The organism is Sutterella sp. (assembly GCF_030539355.1).
Classification (GTDB): Bacteria; Pseudomonadota; Gammaproteobacteria; order Burkholderiales; family Burkholderiaceae_F; genus Sutterella.
Genome location: NZ_JAUNSF010000013.1, coordinates 1 through 18,921, shown reverse-complemented (window position 1 = coordinate 18,921; position 18,921 = coordinate 1). Strand labels below are relative to the sequence as shown.

Genomic DNA, 18,921 nt, shown 5'->3' with positions numbered 1-18,921 from the left:
ACTTTATTCCGCCCTTGCCGCCCGGCGCTCGCGTCTGCGCGCCGAGTGGATGAGCCACTTCGCGAAGAGGAGCCCGAAGCCCGCGAGTGCGAGGAAGATGCCGGGAAGCGCCGCCCAGTTCGCGGGCTCGCCCGACTCGATGGGGAGGCCCCCGAGCCACGCGCCGATGGCGTTGCCCGCGTTGAAGGAGCACTGCGCGAGGGCCGCGGCGAGGAGCTTGCCCTCCTTCGCGTTCTCGAGCACCATCACCTGCTCGGGGCCCGAGATGAAGAAGACGCAGCCCGCGACGAGCGCCGTGAGCGCCACCGCCGCCGGAGCCCATTGGGCGACGAAGAAGAGGGCGACGAGCCCGAGAAAGAGCGTCCCCTGGCCGGCCGCCGCGAGCGCGGGGTCGGAGAAGCGCGACGAGAGCCGCGCGCAGAAGAGGTTGCCGAAGACCATCGCGGCGCCCGCCACGGTGATGACGACCGACATCATCGAGGCCGGGATCCCGGCCACGTGCTCCATCACGGGGTTGACGTACGAGTAGTAGGCGAAGAAGCCGCCGTTGCCGAGCCCGATCGCGCCGAAGACGAGCCAGGGCTCGAAGTGCGTGAGAAAGCGGAACTGCGCGGCGAACCCCTTGTTCGGGAGCGCCGGCAGCGGCGGCACCCAGAGGCGGACGGCGGCGAAGACCGCGAGCGCGAGCACCGCGGCGATCGCGAAGGCGCACCGCCAGGAGACCGCCCAGGCGAGGAAGCTCGAGAGCGGCACGCCCGCGAGGTTCGCGACCGTCATGCCGGCCACCATCAGGCACACGTCCCGCGAGGCCCGGCCGGGGGCCGCGAGCTGCGTGCAGACGATCGAGCCCACGCCGAAGAATGCCCCGTGCGGCAGACCCGCGATGAAGCGCGAGACGATCATCAGGTGATAGTCCGGCGCAAGGATCGTGAGGGCGTTGCCCGCGCAGATGAGCCCGACGATCACGAGGAGGAGCGTTCTGAGCGGCATGCCGCGCGCCACCGTCACCATCAGCGCCACGCCCGCGCAGACGCCGGTCGCGTAGGCCGAGATGAAGTGCCCGGCCTCCGGGACGGAGACGCCGAGCCCCTCCGCTGCGGGCAGCAGAATGCTCATCATCGCGAACTCGGCGATGCCGAGCGCAAGGGTGCCGAGGGAGAGCGCGAGAACGTGCTTCGGGATCATGGCGGGAGGAGGACCGGACTTCAGGGAAAGGGAGGGGATATCCGGGTTAACCCGGAGCTTGTCAGAGCGCGCATTATGCGCCCACTCCGGTCCGCCGGGGGCGCCGCGGGAAAACAAAAAAGGGCACGACCAGTGATCGGTCATACCCTTTGCAGTGTTCGTATTGCGGTTGTCGGAGGGTTTTCCTCGCGGTCAGGACGACTCTTTCTGAGAAAGCTCAGATGCTTTTGATCGGCATCCGTGCGGCCTCCCGCCAGCGACTTGCTCTTCGGAGCCTGTCCGGCCTGAGGAACGAAAGAACCCGCCGGAACCACAACGAGAACGAATTATGCCCGGAAGCTCCGCCCACGGCAAATTGAATTCGTTACCAATTGTTAACCGTGAAATTTTTCGCGGGTGAAATTCCCGGCGCAATCATCGATCAGCCGCGGGCGGCGAGCGCCTGGCGCGCGGCAAACGTGAGGCGGTAGGCCTTGGGATGCCCCTCGTCGTGGCAGCCGCAGTCGCCGCCGCAGCAGGCGGGCGGGTTGAACTTCTCGATGTCGCCGCGCTCGATGAGCTTGTCGAGCATCAGTTCCATCATCACGGGCGAGACCTTGAAGTGCCAGGAGAGGTCACGAAGGGTCACGCCGGGGCGCTCGGCGATGAGCGCACGGACATCCTTGACGTTGATCATGGTTGGGGGTCCTCTGGGAATTCGAAGGACGGCCGGGGCGGCGGCCCCGGCCGGGAGAGTTGATGCCCGGGATTCTAGCGCCTCAGCAAAAATGAGGCGCGTTCTCAACTGATCCGCCCGTTCAGCGTTCCGCAAAGGGAGCGACGGCATCCGGAGGAATCCTGTCCCGGGGATGACTGACTTTGTAAGCGGCGGCGTTCCGGGCCAGCTGTTCCTCACGGGTTCGTCCATGGCAGAAGCGGACCTCAAGCCACTCATCGATCATGGCGATCGAAAGCATGAAATGGGCAAGAGCGGGTTCGAACGCGGCTTTCGTGGTGTAGCTGATCTCGCCGTCAGGGTTCAGAGTGACTCCGAGCCTGCCAAGATTGCTTTCAAGAACCTCCCAGATGTCATCAGGGCGGATCCCGCGCGACTGCAGGCTGTGGAGATTGAAGCCTTCATCGAAAAAGCGGAATTCGCCGGCGGCTTCCTGGAAAAAAGCCTCCACCGGGCAGTCAAAGATGGTGAGCGGGCTGCGGACGACGTACGCCCTGGAGCCGTCCCGGGTCGGCACTTCCGTCACTCTGAACCCGAACTGCCCCAGATCCTTGAGATCAGGCATCGTCACTCGGCCTTCGGCGCCGCGGGGAGCTGCTTGACGTAGGCCGAGGTGCCCCAGAGCGGCACGGTCGAGAGGCTGTGCTTGAAGCTGCCCGTGATCTCCTTCGTTGAGTAGGAGACGTACATGAGCGTCTGGTTCTCGGCATCGAAGATGCGGCGGATCTTCATGTACTTGAAGAAGATGCTCTTCGAGCGGGTGAAGATCACGACGCCGTCGCGGGACTTGTCGATGCCGGCGATCATCGCCGGGGTGATGTCTCCCGTCTGTCGGCAGGAGACGGAGCTCTCCGACGGGTCGGAGATCTCAAGGGGCGAGTCGATGCTTGCCACGTGGCAGGTGACGCCCGGGATCTCCGGATCGACGAAGGCGTCGAGCTTGATGTTCTTGAAGGTGAGGAGACCGAGCGAGACGTCGGCCACCTCGCTCTCGGAGCAGCCCGTGAGCGCGATCACAGCGGAAAGGGCGGCCGCGGCGACGGCGGCGGCGCGAGGCAGGCGAAAGGCGGTTTTCATGGCAGTGGTTCCTCCCGGACGGGGCTCTTCTGGTCCCCAATGGATCAGTCTCCCCGAGGGATCAATCTTACAGAACGCGCCGTTCCCGACGGCGTGCGCCGGCTCGATTCCGTGTAAGCGGATGTCGCAGCCCGCGCCGCGCCGGGAGGGCGCGGCGAAATGAGTCTGTAACCTTTAAACTTAACAAGTTTCATTGTCCGGATCGTCCGGCGCCCGCTTTTCGCAGCGCCTCCGGGACGCTTCCAACTCCCCCTCAGGCCGCGCCATGATCGCTCAGAAGCTTATTGAATACTTTCTCCCCCTGCCCAAGGACAGCAGGGCGTCTTTCAGGAAAATACTCACGAAGTCTCTGCGCAACGCCCGCGGCGGTTTCCGCGTGGACAACTTCAGCAAGGGCTCGCCGGTTTTGAAATACGTGTCGCAGGGGCTCGCGAGAGGGACGTTCCCCGGTCAGGAGGAGATTCTCTGCAAGTTTGCGGAGCCGGGGAGCAAGGAGGCCAGAAAGCTCAGGGACGAACTCCAGGACAAGTTTGACAAACTTCGTGAGTCGCAGCCCGAGGAAAGCCCCGAGTTCATGCGTGAACTCTGCTTCCAGGCGGCGAAGGCATGTCCCGATCTGCGCCGGTTTCTGATCTTCACCAAGTGGAGTGACAATCCCGGGCTCTTCAATCCGGACGGTTCGCTCGCGAAGGACGGACTGGAATTCTTCCGGCTGCTGAGGAAGGACGGCATCTTCGACATCGAGGACGCCTTAAAGGAGGCCTGTCTCGGCTCTCCCGAGGAGGAAGCCGGGGAAGCGGCCGGCGCGGAGACGGCTGATGCGCCCGCGGCTTCCGTCGAAACCGAGGCTGCCGCTCCCGCCGAGTCTGAGACCGGTGCGGCCGAGCCTGCCGCTGCCGACCCCGCCGCCGTGCCCGCCGAGGCCGAGCCTTCGATCGAGGCGCCTGCTCCCGCCTCTCAGGCCGAGGCCGCCGCTCCCGAGGCCGCGGAAGTTCCGGCCGCGCCTGCCGCGGCACCGGCAGCTCCGGAAGCTTCCGCGCCCGAGGCCGCCCCGGCTGCTCAGTCCGAGCCTGCCGAGCCCGCCGTCGCCGCTCCCGCCGAGCCCGCCGCCGCTGTCGCGTCGAATGACCTGCACGTCATCGCCGGCGACCCCACGCGGGCCGACGCCGTCGAGTTCCCGCCGCTCCGGCCCGGCTGCGAGCGCTGGGTGGGCTACCTCCGCCGCAACGATCCCTTCAACAATTTCTTCATCACGGGCAAGTGGTCGGGGTGGAACTTCATCCAGCTCTCGCCCGCCGAACTGCGCGAGCGCTTCCCGAGCCGCGGCTCGGTCACGCTCAATTCGCTGCCGCGCAAGGACCTGAGGGAGAACGCCCTCTACGTCGTCGACCTCGACAGCAACGTCTCCAACGGCACCGACCTGCAGCGCAACTTCACCGCTGGCGCTCCCCGCACGGACTTCGAGTTCGGCGCGGACTATCAGGATCTGGTGAGAAAGAGCCAGATCCACAGCGCCGCTGATTTCCGCGTCTGGCTCGTCGTCTTCCCCGTGGACGGGGAGGTCGACTTCGGCAGGATGATCTACGTGCGCTACGCGAGGAACGAGGCCCTCTCGGCCCCGATTCCCGGCGCGGCGGGCATTCCGGTTCTCCTCGCCCACAAGGGCAATTACTACGGTCCCTGGACGCTCTACGAGGACTCCTCGCACCGCCCCTACGTCAAGGCGCAGACCGGCTCGAACGACGGCATCGTGCAGGGCTTCTCCGGCAGGGGCGCGAAGCTGCAGCGCGTCGAGACGAGCGTGCGCAGCGAGGGCGACGCCTGGAAGGACACGGAGATCTGCCTGCTCGACGCCTCGGCGCTCAAGCAGCAGGACTTCGACGTCTACTCCGACGACGCGCTTCTCAGGCATTTCGCCGAGGCCGCCGGCGCCGGCGGCACGGAGCGCAAGCACATCAAGGACTGGATCGAGCGCGTCTCCGACTACACGAAGCTCTTCTCGAGCCGTCCGGAGGTCCGCGCGGCGCGTGTCGAGCGCCTGAAGCGAATCTTCGCCCACGAGTGCATCAGCGAGGAGGCCTACGACGACGTGAGCCGGCTCGTCTGGAAGACGGTCGAGCGCTCGCAGCTCACCGAGGGAAAGTTCTTCGAGGCCGTTGCGCAGTCCTACGCGCGCGACCCCAAGCTCCTCGGCAGGATCTCGAGCTACCGTGCGGTGCAGCAGCAGTGCGAGCGCGAGAAGAAGAAGAGCCGCGAGGATCGCGAGAAAGCCGAGAGGATCTGCCAGGAGCTCCGCGAACGTTCGAAGCGCCTCGATGCCGACATCAAGGCCCGCGAGACCGAGGCCCGTCAGCGTCTCGAGGAGAAGACCGCCGCTCTCAAGGCGCAGAAGGCCGCGCTCGAGGCCGAGGTGGCTGAGCTCGCCGAGAAGGCCGCCGGCTGCAGGAACTATCTCGAGGGCTACAGCCGCGAGGTCGAGGCGATCGACGGGAAGCTGAAGAAAGCCGTCGAGAACGCGAGCGACTACGCGTTTGACGGCGCGATCTCGGCGAAGCTTCTTGAGGCCGCGGCCGCCTGGACCGCCGACCGCGACGCGGCCGACATCAGGGCGCGCGTCGAGGCCGTGAACTCGATTCCCCTCTCGAAGCTCGCCGGCGCGGACCTGCGCGACTACCTCGTCCGCTCGGTGCGCGAGACGCGCAACTATTCGACGAACGACATCCTCAACCTCTGGATCTCGCTCGCGCAGAACTTCCTCACGGTCTTCTCCGGCCCCCCGGGCTCGGGCAAGACCTCGATCTGCCGCATCCTCGCGCGCTCGCTCGGCCTCACGGGGCTCGCGGCGGCCATTCCGGGCAAGGCCGGCCTCTGGCGCTCGCCCGAGGACATCGACCGCTTCATCTCGGTCACGGTCGAGCGCGGCTGGACCTCGAAGCGCGACTTCCTCGGCTACTGGAACCCGCTCACGAAGACCTTCGAGTGCCCGGATCCGGCGCGCTGGGAGGCCTTCGGGCAGCTTGACGCCGAGGCCCGCGCGAACGTGAAGGTTCTGCCCGAGATCATGCTCCTCGACGAGGCGAACTTGTCGCCTATGGAATACTACTGGGCGGACTTCATGAGCGTCTGCGACGAGCGCGGCCCGCTCACGACGATCTCGCTCGGCGACCGCCGCCGCTCGGCCATTCCGGACACGCTCCGGTTCCTCGCGACGATGAACTCCGACCACACGACCGAGGCGCTCTCGCCGCGCCTCATCGACCGCACGTCGATCATCACACTCCCCGAGACCGGATCGATCGACCTCGCCGCCGAGGAGAGCAAGGCGACGCCCGTCGAGATCGTCTCCTGGAAGAACTTCACGGATCTCTTCGATCCTCAGAACCGGACCGGTCTGCCTGAGGATCTCTACGGCGTCCGCGAGGTCGCGGACATCTTCGGCGAACTCGGCTCCCCGCTCTCGGCCCGCGCGCAGCGCGCGACCGTGCGCTACATGAACGCGGCGCTGCGCGTCTTCGAGGCCACGGACGAGCAACAGCCCGGCGCCGCTGCGGCCGACTTCGTGGTCTCGCAGCGGCTGCTGCCGCTCGTCAACGGCACGGGCGAAAAGTACGGCGACACGCTCGCACGGCTCCTCGAGACCGCGGAGAAGCTCAGACTCATCCGCACCGCGGAGCACCTGAAGAAGATCATCGCCGACGGCGAGCAGTCGATGGACTGCTACAACTTCTTCTGACCGCGTCCGGGACTTCCTCATGGAAGAGGTACTTCTTCTCTACCGCAGGACGGCCGACGGCGGGCGCGAGAGCGACCCGCTGCGGCTGCCGCTGCGCGCCGGGAAGATGCTGATCACCTCCGAGGTCCTCAGTTCGCCGATGCCGAGCGTCTATTCCGACGCGGGCTACGAGATGGAGATCGCGGGGTTTCCGTTCCCTGCGCTCACCGTCATCAACGTCTCGCTCGACGGCAGGGTGATCGCCTCGGGAGTCGTGCCGCTTGACCCCGTCAAGGACGCTTCCGTCGAGGGCGCTCCCGTGAAGCTCCGGCTGCGCCGGGAGTTCAGTGCGGCCCCCTTCGCCGACGTCTTCGGATTCGCGCAGCTCGAGATCAGGTTCAACGCCCAGGACTACTCCTGGGTGCTCGACGCGTTCCCGCCGCCGCTACTCGTGGTGTATCCCGACGGCCCGATATATGAGAACCTCTCGCGCATGGGGAGCTACGTCTGCTCGCACTACGGGAGCTTCATGGCGATCGGTACGCGCGGAGCCGCGGAAGGGGAGGAGAACAAGGGCAGGCGTCTCCGTGAGCGTGAGGCGGACCGCACGCGCCAGACGGATTCGGTGAGGCGCCGTCTCGAGGCCCTCCGGAATCTCCTCAACATCTTCGAGAGCCAGTTCCCGTTCTTCCGCTCCAACGCCCGCTGCAAGCCGGTGGACCGCTGGGAGTCCGGGCCCGTCGAGCGCCTGCGCGAGTTTTCCGCGCGCACGGTCAACTGGATCGTCGAGCACCCCGAGGAGCTCACGCCCTCGGCGGGCCCCCGCACGGGCATCCGCTTCGGCGGCCGCAACTGGCTGCCGCGCCACACGCTCGTGCGCACCACGGCGAGAAGCCGCAACATCTATGAGCACCAGGTGATCGCGGGGTTCCTCAAGGACCTTGAGAAGCGGGTCACGGCCGAGGCCGCGCTCTTCGAGAGCGTCCTCTCGGGTGTGTCCTACGGGAACGAGGCGAGCGCCGACGGGCGCTACCGCTCGTCGGCCTCGGCTATCATCAAGCTTTCCGCGAGGCATCTCGAGGACGCTCTTGCCGAGTTCGAGGCGATGAAGAAGCGCATCCGGCGTGCGTGCCTCTCCTACGCCGAGGCGCTTGAGATCCGGGATCCGAAGCCGATCTGGCCCGCGAGGGCGACGAACATCTTCCTCGGCATCGCGCCCTACCGCATGCTCTACGAGGCGATGCGCGCCTGGCACCGGGAGCCGCAGCTGAAGCTCGCCGAGGCCGAGATGCTCTTCACGGGCTTCGGCAGGAGCCGTCTCTACGAGTATTTCTGTCTCTTCCGCATGATCGAGGGCATCGAGAACCTCGGCTGGCGCTTCACCGAGGCGCAGCGCTGCTACTACCAGGCGCCGGGGCAGGGCGTCGACCGCGCGCCGGACGCCAACACCTTCCTCTTCGTTCCCGGGGACGGCTCGCAGGACCGCTCGATCCGCGTCTTCTACCAGCCCGTGATCTCCGCCGGGGAGCACGCGGGCGAGAACGACATCGGGCTCGTGCGCGTGACGAACTATTCGCTGACTAGCGAGACGGAGGAGGCCGCGAGCGGCCGGCAGCTCCAGCCCGTCGCGAACCCCTACTACACGCCCGACTACCTGATCGAGCTGCGTGTCGGCCCCCGCCGCTTCTGGTTCATCGCCGACGCGAAGTACTCGAAGCTCAGGACCGTGCTCGAGGAGGAGACGCCGTCGCTCGTCTGGAAGTACCTCTTCTCGATCCGCCCCAGCGAGGAGAACGGCCGCCTCGAAGGGCTGTGGCTGCTGTGCGGCAACGAGAGCGCCCGTGCGGAGGGCGTCCCGCGGCAGCGCACGCTCTCGCCCTTCGTCGAGGGCGCGCCCGGCCTCTCCTGCGGTCCCGGGTTCCTGCTCGAGGCCTGGGACTCCGAGGGCGTGGGCCAGTCGCTCCTCGCCGCGATTGAGCGCCTTTCCCGCGAGGGCTGAGCGCCGGCGGCGCAGACCCCTGCCTCACTTGCCCCAGTCGCCCTTGATCTCCGCCAAGGTATTACCTGCGGCCGCGGGCCGGCCGTCCCCGCCGGGTCAATAATCGATCGGATAGACACAGAACACAGCCGGACCGCCGCGCCCGCCCCCGGATCAGGGCGCTTGGGTCCGGAGGAATTCATTCCAACTTTGCAAGAGGAAAGACAGAAAAATGATCACCCTCTCGAACCGCAGCAGCACCTTCACCGATTCCGTGATCCGCCGCATGAGCCGCGTGTGCGCGCAGTACGGCGCGCTCAATCTCGCGCAGGGCTTCCCCGACTACAACCCGCCCAGGCCGATGCTCGACCGCCTGGCGCAGGTCGCCCACGAGGGCCCGCATCAGTACGCCACCACCTGGGGCGCCCAGAACTTCCGCGAGGCGCTCTGCGAGAAGGTGAAGCACTTCAGCGGTCTTGAGTACGACCCGAACAGCGAGGTCGCCGTCACCTGCGGCGGCACGGAGGCCATGATGGCCGCGGTGCTCGCCACCGTGAACCCCGGCGACAAGGTCGCGATCTTCTCGCCCTTCTACGAGAACTACGGCGCGGACGCGATCCTCTCGGGCGCCGAGCCGATCTTCGTGCCGTTGAAGCCCCCCACGTTCGCCTTTGACGAGGAGGAGCTACGCGCCGCCTTCCGCGCCGGTGCGAAGGCCCTCATCCTCTGCAATCCCTCGAACCCCTCGGGCAAGGTCTTCACGCGCGAGGAGCTCCTCAAAATCGCCGCGATCGTGAAGGAGTTCGACGCCTTCGTCATCACCGACGAGGTCTACGAGCACATCATCTACGCGCCGGCGGTGCACACGCACTTCGCCGCGCTCCCCGGCATGCGCGAGCACACGATCATCTGCAACTCGCTCTCGAAGACCTACTCGATCACGGGCTGGCGCCTCGGCTACGTGATGGGCCCCGCGGAGCCGCTCGACCGCGTCCGCAAGGTCCACGACTTCCTCACGGTGGGCGCCGCGGCGCCGCTCCAGGAGGCCGCCGTCGTGGGCCTCAGGTTCGGCGACGACTACTATGAGCAGCTCCAGGCCGAGTACACGCACCGCCGCAACCTCTTCCTCTCCGGCCTCGACTCGCTCGGCCTCAGGTACTTCAAGCCCGAGGGCACGTACTTCGTGCTCGTCGACATCAGCAGGTTCGGCTATGACGACGACTACCAGTTCTGCCTCGACCTCGCCGAGAAGGTGAAGCTCGGCGCCGTCCCGGGCTCGAGCTTCTTCCGCGAGCCCGAGAACCGCTACATCCGTCTGCACTTCGCCAAGGGCGACGACCGCGTGCTCGAGGACGCGATCAACCGCCTCTCGAAGGTGAGCATCCTGCAGAAGTAATTCGGCAGCAGTTCTGAAGAACGAAGCGGCCGCCCCGGAGAAGTTCCGGAACGGCCGTTTTGATTCAGCCTGCCTGAAGGATCAGGCTGCGGGGGCTCAGAGGCCGAGCGCCTTCTCGACGTCGGCGAGCATGCGGCCGGTCGAGGCGACGCCGCCTTCGCCCAGGTACCAGGCCGAGCCCGTGAGCTCGGTGACGCGGCCGGCCTTCACGGCGGGCAGAGCCGCCCAGACCGGATCGTCCTTCACGGCGTCGGCAAAAGCTTTCGCGCCCTTGACGCCCACGGCGGCGTCCTTGTTGAGGACGAAGATGCGCGAGGGAGCGAGGTCGCGGAGCGCTTCGAACGTCTTGCGGTTGCCCGCGGCGATCTCGGCGTCGGTGGGCTTCTTGCGCTCGCCCGGGGCCGGGCCCTTCTTCCTCGGCTCGGCGGGCTCCGTCGGGCGGGGCTTCACGTTGACGAAGCCGAGGGCGTCGGTGAGGAGCGAGCACCGTCCGCCGTCGGCGAGCGGGAAGACACTGCCGCCGATCATCATGAGGATGGCAATCTTCTCGCCCGCGGCCTTCGCCTTGATCGCGGCGACGCGCTTCTCGTCACGGGCGAGCGCATCCTTCGCCTTCGCCTCGGCGTTCTGCCCGAAGAGGCGCGCCAGCGCCGTGAGGTTCTCCGTGTAGGTCGCCCAGGCGCCGCGCGCGTAGTCGACGACGAGGCAGGCGGTCGGGGCGACGGCCGAGAACTCGGCCGCGGCGCGCGAGATGCGGCCCGAGATGAAGATCACGTCGGGGTTCGTCGCCTTCACGGCCGGGACGTCCACGGTCTTCATGCTCTCGATTGTGACGGCGCCGGCGGGAAGGGGCGCGAGCCAGGAGAGCGTCTCGGGGCGGACGGCCGCGACGACGCGGTCGCCGACGCCGAGGAACTGAAGGTTCTCGAGCACCGAAGGATCGAGTGCGGCGATGCGCTTCGGGTCCGCGGGGAGCTCGACCTCGGAGACCTTGCGGTCGCTGCCCACGGACTTCACCGTCAGCTTCTGCGCGGCGAGCACGGTGAGCGGGAGCGAGGCGGTGAAGGCGACGGCGAGGGCCGAGCCCGCGAGGGTTCTGCGCGTAAGCATCATGTTCCGTACCTCCATTACTCAGCGATGCCGAGCGCCTTCTCGACGTCGGTGAACTGCACGTTCATCGAGTGGTAGCCGCCTTCGGCGAGGTACCACGCGGAGGGCGTGAGGTAGACGATGTGGCCTTCCTGCTTGGCCTTCGTGCGGTCGACGAGTTCGTTGGCGAGCACGTCCTTCGCGAGCTTCGCGCCCGGGCGGGCGATCGCGGAGTCGCGGTCAAGGACGAAGAAGTAGTCGGGGTTGAGCTTGAGAAGGAGCTCGAAGGAGGCCTCGTTGCCGTGGTTGGCGTTGGCGTCCTCGGCGACGTTCTTGAAGCCGAACTCGTTGCTGATGATGGCGCAGCGGGCCTTGGTGCCGAGCAGGTTCACGTGGGCGCTCGTCACGAGGCTCACGATCGCGGTCTTGCCGGCGGACTTCTCGCGGATTCTCTCGATGCGGCCCTGGAAGTGCTCGATGTCGGCCTTGGCCTCGGCTTCCTTCCCGAAGATCTTCGCGAGGTTCATCGAGTTCTCGGAGAAGCTCTGGAAGGTCCCCTTGTTGTGGTCGGTCGTCATGAAGACCACCGGCGCGATCTGGGAGAGTTCGTCGTACTTCTTGGCAAGACGGCCGGAGATGAAGATCACGTCGGGCTCGCTCGCCATCAGGCCCTCGAGGTCGAGTTCCTTGAGCGTGCCGATGTCCTTGGCCTTGCCGCCCTTCTCAAAGTACTGCGGGAGGTACGGGAGCTTCGTGCCCTTCGTGAGGGCGACGACGCGGTCGCCCGCGAGACCCCAGTGGTCGAGGGTGTCGAGCACCGCGTAGTCGGCGACGGCGATGCGCTTCGGGTTCTTCGGGACCGTGACCTCGATCGGCTGGTTCTTGCTGTTGAGGCTCTTCACGGTGACGGTCTCGGCGGCGGACGCGTCAGCGACGGCGCCGGGGAGGAGGGTGACCGCGAGCGCGGCGGCAAGCGCGGTGCCGAGCGTGCGGCGGGTGAGCGAGAAGTTCATTTTCTCTTCGTTCCTTGAAATGAATGTCGGGCTCACTTCAGGTTCCGCAGGGCCCCCAAGGAGGAGGTCACCGGAAGTGAATCACCGGATAAGAAAGGGAAATCTGTCTCTTTTGGTGGTGTTCAGTGGAAGATCGCGAGCGGACGCCCGTCGATGCGGTGAATCTCAAAGTCGACGCCGTAGATGCACTTGAGCGTCTCGGCGGTCATGACCTCGTCCACGGTCCCCCAGGCGGCGATGCGGCCGTCCTTGAAGGCGCAGATGTAGTCGGAGTAGAAGGCGGCGAGGTTGATCTCGTGGAGCACCAGGATCACGGTCTTCCCGAGCTCGTCGCAGAGCCGGCGCACGAGCTTCATCATCTGCGTCGCGTGATAGATGTCGAGGTTGTTCGTCGGTTCGTCGAGGAGCACGTACTCGGTGTCCTGCGCGAGCACCATCGCGATGAAGGCGCGCTGGCGCTGGCCGCCCGACATCTCGTCGATGAAGCGCTCGGAGAAGGCCTCGAGCTCCATGTACCTGATCGAGCGGTCGACGATCTCCCAGTCGGACTTCGACAAGTTCGAGCCCGAGTGCGGGAAGCGGCCGAAGGCGACGAGCTCGCGCACGGTGAGCTTCATCTGCACGGTGTTGGCCTGCGTGAGGATGGCGAGGTGCCGCGCGAGCTCGCGGCTCTCCCAGCGGGTGATGTCGCGGCCCTGGAACTCCACGAGACCCGACGAGCGGGCGATGAGGCGCGCGACCATGCCGAGCACGGTCGACTTGCCCGCGCCGTTCGGGCCGATCATCGAGATCACCTTGCCGTGGGGAAATTCGAGCGACACGTCGTCGACGACGGTCTGGTTCTCGTAGGTTTTCCTGAGATTCCGGATGCTGAGCATGGAGGTGATCACTTCTGGGTGAGGATGAGGTAGAGGAAGTACACGCCGCCGCCGATCGTCACGAAGACGGAGACGGGAACGGTGTAGGTCATGGCGTGCTCAACGAGGAACTGGCCCGCGGCGAGGATGAACATGCCGGCGAAGGACGCGCCCGCGATGAGCCACGTGTGGCGGTACGTGCGGAAGAGCTGGCGCGAGATGTTCGCGGTGATGAGGCCGAGGAAGGAGAGGGGCCCCACGAGCGCGGTGGCGACCGCGATGTAGAGGGCCACGCCCACCATGAGGCGGCGGAGCGTCCGCTCGTAGTCGACGCCGAGGCTGATCGCCTGGTCGCGCCCGAGGCTGATCACGTCGAGGATCGCGAGATCCTTCCTCAGCCACAGTGCGATCGCGGCGAGAAGCACCACGCCCGGGATGATGCAGGCGAGGTTGACGTTGGTGAAGCTCGCGACGAGGGAATTGAGCAGCGCATCGTATTCATTCGGATCCATGATGCGCGTGAGCGAGTTCTGCATGCTCGAGAAGAAGGTGGAGAGCACCGTACCGATCAGGAGCACGTAGAGGACGTTGCCGCCCGTCTTCTGGAAGATCGTGTAGTAGATGAAGGTCGCGATGACGCCCATCAGCACGATGTCGACCGCGAACGCCATCACGGGGTTCGTCGCGAACTCGCTTCCCGACCCGAGGAAGAACACCACGGCCGTGTGAATGAGGAGGTAGAGCGAGTTCATGCCGAGCAGGCACGGCGTCACGATGTTGTTGCGGATGATCGTCTGGAAGACGATCGCCGCCGCGGAGATCGCGAAGCCCGCGATCAGCATGACGGCGAGCCGGGGCGCGCGCAGGTTCATCGCATAGCTGAAGAACTTCGGATTGACGAAGGCGAACTGGTAGAGGGCCGCGGCGACGAGCGTGACGGCGATGAGGCCCGTCATTGCGAACATGAGCCGGCGGCGGCGCGGATTCACGGCATTCTGAATGGCGGGCGCGTTCATTTCACGGCCTCCGCGGGGCAGGCGTGCCTGGTCTCGGACGCGCGCTTCAGACCGAAGAGCTCGAGGAGCGAGTCGCGGTTCATCGAGCGGCGGCCGAAGCGCAGCCGGTAGAAGATGAGGACGATGAAGACGAGGCTGCCGACGGTGCCGATGATGAGCTCGATCGGGAGCTCGTAGGGTGCGATGAGCATGCGCCCGATCAGGTCGCAGACGAGCACGAAGAGCGCGCCGAAGAGCGCGGTGTCGGCGAGCGTCGCCCTCAGGTCATCGCCCTTGAAGATGGCGATGAGGTTGGGGACGATGAGGCCGAGGTAGGAGACGCTCCCCACGACGGTGACGACGCTCGCGGTGATCATCGCGGCGATCGAGAGACCGGCGAAGAGGACGAAGGTGTAGTTGACGCCGAGGTTCTTCGAGAAGTCGCGGCCCATGCCGACGATGTTGAACCACTTTGCGTAGAACCAGGCGATCGCGATGAGCGGAACGACGAGGTAGACGAGCTCGTAGTTGCCGCGCAGCACGAGCGAGAAGTGGCCCACGAGCCAGGTCGAGAGCGCCTGCGTCATGTCGAACTTGAAGGCGAGGAAGTTCGTGGTGCCGCCGATCACGTTGCCGAACATGATGCCGATCAGCGGCACCATCACCGGATCCTTCATCGGCATGCGCAGGATGAACCAGACGAAGACCCAGGTGCCGAGGATCGAGGTGAGGAACGCGAACGCCGCGCGCGACCAGATCGTCGAGTCGGGCATGAAGAGAAGGGCGATCAGGATGCCGAGCTGCGCCGACGAGATCGTCGCGCCCGTGGTCGGGGAGACGAACTTGTTCGCGCAGAGCTGCTGCATGATGAGGCCCGCGATGCTCATGCCCATGCCGGTGCAGAGGATCGCGAGAAGTCTCGGGAGGCGCGAGATCAGCATGACCTCAAGCGACTCGGTGTGGCCCGAGAGGAGGCTGCCGAGCGTCACGTCGGCCGCGCCCACGAAGAGCGAGGCTGCGCTCACGATGAGCGTCAGGACGAGAAGAACGACGGTGGATCTGGTCATTAGGACTGTTGTGAAGACGTGCGAAGACGGTCCGTCTGATCCCGTTCTCGGGAGACGAACCGCAGATCGCAACATTCTGCCTAACGAACGCTAATGAGAACGCTTCTCGCAATCGTGTGTTACGTTAGCCTTACAAAACTTAACGATCGCAAATGAAGAATTTACAGAAAAATCAGTGAACTCAATGAATCCTAAGGAAAAGTGAGTGTAAAGAGATCTTTACAAAGAGACTATAGTTTTTGAACTATTTTGCATCTAACGCATTGAAAAATATGAATATTTCAAATTGTAAAAAAGTTGTGTAGGTTTGAACGGACACTTACTTACATGAGAATCGTTCCTGTTCGCCTTGGGTAGTATTCGGCCGTGCTCCTCAGGGAAAGCTAAGTCTTGCTCTGCCCCGGGGAACTCAACTCTCAGATCAAACCTCTTCAGTGTCTTCGGGGCACGCGCAGCGGAAGGGAATACGGAGCCCGGCCGCGACTCAGCGTCTTCCGAAGGCATTGAAATCCCAACGGAAATTTTCTCAATGCAGAACAGGAAAGCTCTTGTCATGCTGCCGCTCGCGCTGGCCGTGACCTCCGCCTTTGCCGCCGATGACGGCTACACCACGCTCGACACCTCGGTCGTGTCCGCCTCGGGCTATGCCCAGGACACGCGCGAGGCGCCCGCGAGCGTCTCCGTCATCACCCAGAAGGAACTCGCCACGAAGCCGATCATCGACATCGGCACCGCGATCGGTGACGTCCCGGGCGTGGACATCTCCCAGAACAAGATGGGCGCCTCGGAGATCTCGATCCGCGGCTTTGACTCGGGCTATACCCTCGTCCTCATTGACGGCCGCAAGCAGAACACCTCGGGCTCGATGATCAACAACGGCTTTGATCCGTCGACCGTGATCATGCCGCCGCCGGGAGCCATCGACCGCATCGAAGTGATCCGCGGCCCGGCCTCGACGGTCTGGGGCTCGGACTCCGTGGGCGGCGTGGTGAACATCATCACGAAGAAGCACGTCGACCGCTTCACGGGCTCCATCGGCGTTGACTACACCCGCTTCTTTGAGGACGACAAGTACGGCAACCGCTGGGGAACCAACGTCTGGCTCGCCACTCCGCTCGTCGAGGACACGCTCTCGCTGCAGCTGCGTGCGCGCTATCTCTCGCGTGACGCTTACGAACTCAAGAAGCCGACCTCAAGTAACTCCAATCCCTATGCGGCTCACTCGCCCACGGAAGGCTTCACCGGCAACATCGGCGGTCGCCTTGACCTGACGTTCGACCAGAACAATGACTTCTACTTCGACGCCGACTACACCCGCTACAAGGGCGGCGCGATGAACACCTCGAGCAGCTCGATCAAGAGCTATCGCTGGTGGAACAAGTACAACGCCGTCGTCGGCCATCAGGGCCGTTACGACATCGGCACCCTTGACACGTATTTCCAGTACAACTCACTTCAGGAAACCCGTCGGTATTCGAGCGATTCCGATGATCTGACCGGAAGCTGGACGCTACAGAAAGGCAGCCCGATCATGGAGAGCACGAGCTACACCTTCAACACGAAGCTGCAGACTCCGCTTGATTTCGGCAGCTACGGAAACATGATGCTGCAGACCGGCCTTGAGGCGGTCTACGAGGACTTCAACGACAGCCAGTCGACCACTGTCAGCGGTCTCAAGCATGACATCGACCTTGATCAGACGACGCTCGCCGGTTTCGCCGAGGGCGAGTACTTCATCAACGAGCAGTGGATTGCCACGGCCGGCGCTCGTCTGCACTGGTCGGACATCTTCGGCACCCACGTCTCGCCGCGTGCCTACCTTGTTTACAAGCCCTCGGAGATCATCAGCTTCAAGGGCGGCGTCGCGAACGGCTACAAGACGCCTGCGATCAAGAAACTCACCGATGGCGCCTACTCCGTCAGCCGCGGTGTCACCGCATACGGCAACCCGGATCTGAAACCCGAGGAAAGCTGGAGCTGGGAGCTCTCGACCACCGTGCAGGTGCCGAGTGTGATGAATGTCACTTTCGGCGTCTTCTGGACGGACTTCAAGAATCAGCTTGACACCGTCACGCTTAATGATGCCGGTGACACGCAGGACATCAACAACGGCAAGGTCCGTGCCAAGGGCGTGGAACTGCTCCTCAACACGGAGAGCTTCTACGGCTTCCGCTTCCAGGGCGGCTACACCTACACGCACGCCGAGATCCTTGAGGGTGACCTTACCACGCGCAGCTCGAGGTACTACACCTGGCCCGATTCCAAGCGCCCGAACGAACTGCCGCGTCATTCGATCACCGCGCGTCTCGACTACGACTGGAACGACCTCAACGTCTACGTGAAGTCCACCACGAAGCTTGACAGCGAGCGTCAGTCCTACAAGGGCACCGCCAACGTCGACAAGTACAAGAACTACACCAAGATCGACATCGGCGCGAACTACACCTGGAACAAGAACCACCACTTCGCCATCGCGCTCAACAACGTGACGAACGAGGGCCTCGAATGGACCGAGGCGGTCAACAACAATCCTGCCAACGGGATCACGACCTGGGGCAATCTCTACAAGGAGTATCTCGACGGGCGGAACCTCTGGTTCTCCTACAACTACACGTTCTAAGAAAACCCGCCCCGCGTGAGGTCTGAAGAGGCCCCGCGCGGAGAAGCGGAACGAACCCTCGGCCCGTCCGGAATCCCGGCCGGGCCGAAGCCATAGAAACAGGAGCCTCAAAAAAAAGCTCCGGTCATTGAACCCTTCCATTTACCTGAGGAAATTAAAAATGGAACTGCTCAAGGAAAGCGTTGACTACGCCATCTTCTTCATTCTCGGCCTGATGGGCTTCATCACCGTCTGGCTCACGATCGAGCGCTGGATGTTCATGAGGAAGTGCCGCCCCGAACAGTACGCGACGAAGACCGACTACGACACGGCGCTCACGAACAACCTGACCACCCTCTACATCATCTATTCCAACGCCCCGTACGTCGGCCTTCTCGGCACCGTGATCGGCATCATGATCACGTTCTACGACATGGGCCAGTCGGGAAACATCAATGCGTCGGACATCATGACGGGCCTCTCGCTCGCCTTGAAGGCCACCGCGCTCGGCCTCACCGTCGCCATCCCGACCCTCATCATCTACAACGGTCTGCAGCGAAAGATCAACGTCCTCTCCTCGCGCTGGGACGAGCAGAACGCCCCTGAAGGAGCGCAGGCATGATCGAGATCCCCAAGAAGGAGCCGCTCAACATCGTTCCCTTCATCGACATCATGCTCGTGCTGCTCGCGATGGTGCTCTCGATCTCGACCTTCATCGCCAAGGGCGAGATCTCCATCGAGCTCCCGAAGTCGAAGACCGCCACGACGCCGCAGCAGACCAACGAGCAGCGTCTCGTGCAGGTCGACGCCGAGGGCGCGTTCTTCTGGGACGGCGAAAAGATGTCGATCGACGAGATCGGCGAACTCGTCGCCCGCATGCCCCAGGAGGAACGCGTGCTCCTGCGCATCGACAAGAACTCGAAGTTCGACCACTTCATCCAGGTGATTGACCTCTTCAAGGCGCACAACCATGAAAATTTCTCCATCGCAACAGAAAAAGAAGGACACTGAGCGCACGGCCGCCTCCTTCGTGGCCGCCTGCTGCGTCTATGTGCCGCTTCTCTGGGGCGTGTTCTGGGTGGCGCCGGGTCTCACCTACAAGGCCGCGGGGCAGATCGCCTCGGTCTCGCTCTCGTTCGCGCAGATCTCGGGCGGCGGCATCCCCGCCGCAATGGCCGCGGAGACGGTGCAGCCCGAGACCTCGCCCGAGCCCCAGCCCGAGGAGCCGCCGGCCGAGG

The 18,921-nt window shown here is 64.6% G+C and carries 15 protein-coding genes and 1 pseudogene; 7 read left to right on the top strand and 9 right to left on the bottom strand.

What is annotated here, in order from left to right:
- Positions 1–3 precede the first annotated feature (3 nt).
- From Q4F91_RS03900 to Q4F91_RS03885, 4 genes are all read right to left on the bottom strand, one after another.
- Positions 4–1,185: an MFS transporter gene (locus Q4F91_RS03900; RefSeq protein WP_303334748.1), complete on the bottom strand. Its 1,182-nt coding sequence runs from the start codon at positions 1,183–1,185 to the stop codon at positions 4–6.
- A 421-nt stretch (positions 1,186–1,606) separates the two neighbouring features.
- Entirely contained in the window at positions 1,607–1,861 is a 255-nt protein-coding gene (locus Q4F91_RS03895; RefSeq protein ID WP_303334746.1) for a FeoC-like transcriptional regulator, read from the bottom strand.
- 121 nt (positions 1,862–1,982) lie between these two features.
- Positions 1,983–2,465 (bottom strand): hypothetical protein, encoded by a 483-nt coding sequence (locus tag Q4F91_RS03890; RefSeq protein WP_303334744.1) that lies wholly within the window; start codon positions 2,463–2,465, stop codon positions 1,983–1,985.
- Positions 2,466–2,467: 2 nt separating this feature from the next.
- A complete protein-coding gene (locus tag Q4F91_RS03885; RefSeq protein WP_303334742.1) occupies positions 2,468–2,977 on the bottom strand; it encodes a CreA family protein in 510 nt (169 codons plus the stop codon).
- A 265-nt stretch (positions 2,978–3,242) separates the two neighbouring features.
- Here Q4F91_RS03885 and Q4F91_RS03880 point away from each other — a divergent pair, with 265 nt between their 5' ends.
- From Q4F91_RS03880 to Q4F91_RS03870, 3 genes are all read left to right on the top strand, one after another.
- Positions 3,243–6,710, top strand: a complete 3,468-nt coding sequence (locus Q4F91_RS03880) for a hypothetical protein (protein ID WP_303334740.1) — start codon at positions 3,243–3,245, stop codon at positions 6,708–6,710.
- Between the two features lie 19 nt (positions 6,711–6,729).
- Complete coding sequence (locus Q4F91_RS03875; protein WP_303334738.1) at positions 6,730–8,688, top strand: hypothetical protein; 1,959 nt, start codon at positions 6,730–6,732, stop codon at positions 8,686–8,688.
- Positions 8,689–8,899: 211 nt separating this feature from the next.
- On the top strand, positions 8,900–10,063 hold the full coding sequence (locus Q4F91_RS03870; RefSeq protein WP_303334736.1) for a pyridoxal phosphate-dependent aminotransferase: 1,164 nt from the start codon (positions 8,900–8,902) through the stop codon (positions 10,061–10,063).
- A 96-nt stretch (positions 10,064–10,159) separates the two neighbouring features.
- On the opposite strand, the gene Q4F91_RS03865 is transcribed toward Q4F91_RS03870, so the two are convergent.
- The 5 genes from Q4F91_RS03865 to Q4F91_RS03845 form a co-directional block, all read right to left on the bottom strand.
- Positions 10,160–11,176 (bottom strand): ABC transporter substrate-binding protein, encoded by a 1,017-nt coding sequence (locus tag Q4F91_RS03865; protein ID WP_303334735.1) that lies wholly within the window; start codon positions 11,174–11,176, stop codon positions 10,160–10,162.
- A gap of 14 nt (positions 11,177–11,190) precedes the next feature.
- Positions 11,191–12,165 carry a siderophore ABC transporter substrate-binding protein gene (locus tag Q4F91_RS03860; RefSeq protein ID WP_303334734.1) on the bottom strand — a complete coding sequence of 325 codons (975 nt, stop codon included), beginning with the start codon at positions 12,163–12,165 and terminating at the stop codon, positions 11,191–11,193.
- 122 nt (positions 12,166–12,287) lie between these two features.
- A complete protein-coding gene (locus Q4F91_RS03855) occupies positions 12,288–13,043 on the bottom strand; it encodes an ABC transporter ATP-binding protein (RefSeq protein WP_303334732.1) in 756 nt (251 codons plus the stop codon).
- An 8-nt stretch (positions 13,044–13,051) separates the two neighbouring features.
- Positions 13,052–14,038, bottom strand: a complete 987-nt coding sequence (locus Q4F91_RS03850) for an iron chelate uptake ABC transporter family permease subunit (RefSeq protein WP_303334728.1) — start codon at positions 14,036–14,038, stop codon at positions 13,052–13,054.
- Positions 14,035–15,084, bottom strand: a complete 1,050-nt coding sequence (locus tag Q4F91_RS03845; protein ID WP_303334726.1) for an ABC transporter permease — start codon at positions 15,082–15,084, stop codon at positions 14,035–14,037. Before Q4F91_RS03845 ends, Q4F91_RS03850 begins: the two co-directional genes overlap by 4 nt.
- A gap of 529 nt (positions 15,085–15,613) precedes the next feature.
- On the opposite strand from Q4F91_RS03845, the gene Q4F91_RS03840 reads away from it, so the two are divergent.
- The 4 genes and pseudogenes from Q4F91_RS03840 to Q4F91_RS03825 all read left to right on the top strand — a co-directional run.
- Positions 15,614–17,704: a TonB-dependent receptor gene (locus Q4F91_RS03840; protein WP_303334724.1), complete on the top strand. Its 2,091-nt coding sequence runs from the start codon at positions 15,614–15,616 to the stop codon at positions 17,702–17,704.
- A 160-nt stretch (positions 17,705–17,864) separates the two neighbouring features.
- Complete coding sequence (gene exbB / locus Q4F91_RS03835; RefSeq protein WP_303334722.1) at positions 17,865–18,305, top strand: TonB-system energizer ExbB; 441 nt, start codon at positions 17,865–17,867, stop codon at positions 18,303–18,305.
- Positions 18,302–18,694 (top strand): TonB system transport protein ExbD, encoded by a 393-nt coding sequence (exbD, locus tag Q4F91_RS03830; RefSeq protein WP_303334720.1) that lies wholly within the window; start codon positions 18,302–18,304, stop codon positions 18,692–18,694. The genes exbB and exbD overlap by 4 nt, the downstream gene beginning before the upstream one ends.
- Positions 18,654–18,921, top strand: a pseudogene (locus Q4F91_RS03825) (energy transducer TonB); the annotation flags it as partial. The gene exbD and the pseudogene Q4F91_RS03825, both read left to right, overlap by 41 nt.

What these genes read in the sequence shown, in the direction of transcription:
- Q4F91_RS03845 (WP_303334726.1), bottom strand. Translation starts at nt 15,084, where the DNA reads ATGACCAGATCCACCGTCGTTCTTCTCGTCCTGACGCTCATCGTGAGC.
- Q4F91_RS03885 (WP_303334742.1), bottom strand. Translation starts at nt 2,977, where the DNA reads ATGAAAACCGCCTTTCGCCTGCCTCGCGCCGCCGCCGTCGCCGCGGCC.
- Q4F91_RS03890 (WP_303334744.1), bottom strand. Translation starts at nt 2,465, where the DNA reads ATGCCTGATCTCAAGGATCTGGGGCAGTTCGGGTTCAGAGTGACGGAA.
- exbB (WP_303334722.1), top strand. Translation starts at nt 17,865, where the DNA reads ATGGAACTGCTCAAGGAAAGCGTTGACTACGCCATCTTCTTCATTCTC.
- Q4F91_RS03870 (WP_303334736.1), top strand. Translation starts at nt 8,900, where the DNA reads ATGATCACCCTCTCGAACCGCAGCAGCACCTTCACCGATTCCGTGATC.
- Q4F91_RS03855 (WP_303334732.1), bottom strand. Translation starts at nt 13,043, where the DNA reads ATGCTCAGCATCCGGAATCTCAGGAAAACCTACGAGAACCAGACCGTC.
- Q4F91_RS03860 (WP_303334734.1), bottom strand. Translation starts at nt 12,165, where the DNA reads ATGAACTTCTCGCTCACCCGCCGCACGCTCGGCACCGCGCTTGCCGCC.
- Q4F91_RS03880 (WP_303334740.1), top strand. Translation starts at nt 3,243, where the DNA reads ATGATCGCTCAGAAGCTTATTGAATACTTTCTCCCCCTGCCCAAGGAC.
- exbD (WP_303334720.1), top strand. Translation starts at nt 18,302, where the DNA reads ATGATCGAGATCCCCAAGAAGGAGCCGCTCAACATCGTTCCCTTCATC.
- Q4F91_RS03875 (WP_303334738.1), top strand. Translation starts at nt 6,730, where the DNA reads ATGGAAGAGGTACTTCTTCTCTACCGCAGGACGGCCGACGGCGGGCGC.
- Q4F91_RS03865 (WP_303334735.1), bottom strand. Translation starts at nt 11,176, where the DNA reads ATGATGCTTACGCGCAGAACCCTCGCGGGCTCGGCCCTCGCCGTCGCC.
- Q4F91_RS03840 (WP_303334724.1), top strand. Translation starts at nt 15,614, where the DNA reads ATGCAGAACAGGAAAGCTCTTGTCATGCTGCCGCTCGCGCTGGCCGTG.
- Q4F91_RS03900 (WP_303334748.1), bottom strand. Translation starts at nt 1,185, where the DNA reads ATGATCCCGAAGCACGTTCTCGCGCTCTCCCTCGGCACCCTTGCGCTC.
- Q4F91_RS03895 (WP_303334746.1), bottom strand. Translation starts at nt 1,861, where the DNA reads ATGATCAACGTCAAGGATGTCCGTGCGCTCATCGCCGAGCGCCCCGGC.
- Q4F91_RS03850 (WP_303334728.1), bottom strand. Translation starts at nt 14,038, where the DNA reads ATGAACGCGCCCGCCATTCAGAATGCCGTGAATCCGCGCCGCCGCCGG.